This window comes from uncultured Cohaesibacter sp. (assembly GCF_963556055.3).
Classification (GTDB): domain Bacteria; phylum Pseudomonadota; class Alphaproteobacteria; order Rhizobiales; family Cohaesibacteraceae; genus Cohaesibacter.
Map to the genome: position 1 here is coordinate 1 of NZ_CAUVYE020000006.1, position 2,366 is coordinate 2,366.

The following is a 2,366-nucleotide window of genomic DNA, read 5'->3' on the forward strand; positions in this document are numbered from 1 at the left end:
TATCTGTCGATAGTGCCGGGCATCAGTGCCCGGTCCTTACGGTTTAGCCCGATCGAGGAGTATGAGCATGACTCTTAGCCCACTTCTCTCAGTGACAGATCTCAATATCAGGTATGACGGTTCAATCGTTGTGCCGAATTTCACATTAGACGTGGCGGAAAAGGAATTTGTTTCCCTACTTGGCCCCTCCGGCTGTGGCAAAAACCACAATTCTCAGGGCACTCGCGGGTTTCATTCCCGCAATGTCGGGCACAATCACGCTCGAAGGCAGGGATATCACCCGATTGCCACCTGAAGCACGAGATATTGGCATCGTTTTCCAGAACTACGCTCTGTTTCCCACCATGAGCGCTTTTGAAAATATTGCGTTTGGGTTGCGCGTGGCAGGAAAATCCTCAAGTGAAATCGAGGAAGCAGTTCACTCAATTGCCAGAACCGCAGATATAGAAGACCATCTGACCAAGAAACCCGCAAACCTTTCAGGGGGGACAGCAGCAGAGGGTGGCGATAGCCCGCGCCTTGGTTAATGGGTAGCCGGGTCTTGCTGTTTGACGAGCCTCTGTCCAATCTCGACGCGAAGGTTCGCATCACCTATGCGACGCGAAATTATGCGATTGCAGGACCGTTTTGGCTTTACAACCCTGTTTGTGACCCACAATCAGGAAGAAGCCCTGTCCCATGTCCGACAGAATTGTGGTATTGAACAAAGGGAATGTTGAACAGATCGGAGCACCTATAGACCTGTATCGAAAACCCGCTTCACCATTCATTGCGCATTTCATAGGCTCTTCCAACACACTATCAAAATCGCTAGCTCAAAACCTTTTGGGGGAAACGGCCGACACCATTTGTGTGCGCCACGAGGATGTTGTTCTCAGCCAGGTTCATTCCGAAGGCATACCAGCCGAAGTCAGGCATGTGGAATTTCTTGGCCCCATGATGCGCATTGAATGTGCTGTGGAGGAAGAAAAGATTTCAGCTATTCAGTACGGTGGGACACTGCCTCATGTCGGCGAGAGAGTGTATTTATCCATCCGCGAAGGCGCCGCATATCTCTTTCATGGAGAGGCTTCATGACTGTTGCGCAGCGTCTAGAAAAGATCGTCTACTGGCTTACTCTCGGCCTGGTTCTTTGGGCTCTTTTCAGCTTTATCGTTCTTCCGTTGGTTACAGCACTATATGCTGCGCTTTTCCGGGATGGCTCCTTCGCGATCCTCGACATCATCAATGAATTATGGGGATCACGCCGGGTTCGAACAGCGATCTGGAACACCGCTTGGATGACTGCTGTAACGACGATCACCGTTACGATAGTTGGTGTTTTCCAAGTACTCGTCTTGGAGTATTTCTTTGTTCGTGGTCGCTTCTTTCTTAAGATCGGTTTTGCTGTCCCACTTATTTTCAGCTCCATTGTCGCAACAGCTGGATATAATTTTACTTATGGCCAAAGCGGCATTCTGACGGTTGCCGCACAGCGGCTGTTTCCGGAATTGCCAAGTGATTGGTTTCTGGGTTGGTTTGGGGTTCTCTATGCCCACACCTTTCTCATGACAAGTTTCTATTTTCTGTTTTTAAGAGCTGCTATGCGCCGTGTTGACTATGCGACAATTGAAGCTGCGCGCGCACTCGGCGCAGGAGAGATGACGATATTAAGACGGGTCGTCTTTCCGGTTATAATGCCGACTCTCATGGCGGTAACGTTGCTCACGGTCTATGGAGCGCTTGGCTCATTTGCAGCACCACAGGTTCTTGGTGGGCGAGACTTTCACATGCTAAGCCAGATGATTCTGACGCTCAATAGCTTGCGGCGGCAAGATATGGCAGCACTTCTAGCCCTTATTTTGGGCATTATTATACATGGTCCTCATTTTGCTTTCGCAATATTTCGAGGCGAGGGCAAGTTATGTTGGCGGGGGCAAAGACACCGGTTCCAGTCGAATTGCGTAGATTGGCAAATCCCTGGGCAAACCTAATGCTGCATGTGGCCACTTACCTGCTCTTTATCATTTATGTGTTGCCGGTGCTCATCGTCATCCTTTTTTCATTCGCACCGGCATCATCAATTGGCATCGAAACTAATCCCTTCGACCTTGACACTCAAAAACTACATCCGTGTCTTGTCCGGTGGCAGCGCGTTTTACCCGTTCCTTAATTCCATCCTGATGGGCACGATAGCCGTGGCGATCGGATTGGGTGTCACACTCTTCAGTGTCCCGGTAATACTTGCAAAACACCGGTTCATATCCCGCTTGCTTGACATCGGGCTCTTCCTGCCTTGGATCGTCCCTTCGATCCTCATTGCCATCGGGTTGATTGTTACCTATGACCGTCCCAATCTGCTGATTGGGGGACAGGTTTTGCTGGGC

General features: G+C 50.1%; 3 protein-coding genes and 1 pseudogene. All 4 read left to right on the plus strand.

What is annotated here, in order from left to right; translation table 11 throughout:
• The first annotated feature begins 167 nt into the window (after window positions 1-167).
• On the plus strand, window positions 168-527 hold the full coding sequence (locus tag ACHZB8_RS01470) for an ATP-binding cassette domain-containing protein (RefSeq protein WP_316858241.1): 360 nt from the start codon (window positions 168-170) through the stop codon (window positions 525-527).
• 151 nt (window positions 528-678) lie between these two features.
• On the plus strand, window positions 679-1,077 hold the full coding sequence (locus tag ACHZB8_RS01475; RefSeq protein ID WP_316858242.1) for a TOBE domain-containing protein: 399 nt from the start codon (window positions 679-681) through the stop codon (window positions 1,075-1,077).
• Entirely contained in the window at window positions 1,074-1,973 is a 900-nt protein-coding gene (locus ACHZB8_RS01480) for an ABC transporter permease subunit (protein ID WP_316858243.1), read from the plus strand. The genes ACHZB8_RS01475 and ACHZB8_RS01480 overlap by 4 nt, the downstream gene beginning before the upstream one ends.
• Before the next feature lie 90 nt (window positions 1,974-2,063).
• A pseudogene (locus ACHZB8_RS01485) lies at window positions 2,064-2,366 on the plus strand (iron ABC transporter permease); the annotation flags it as partial.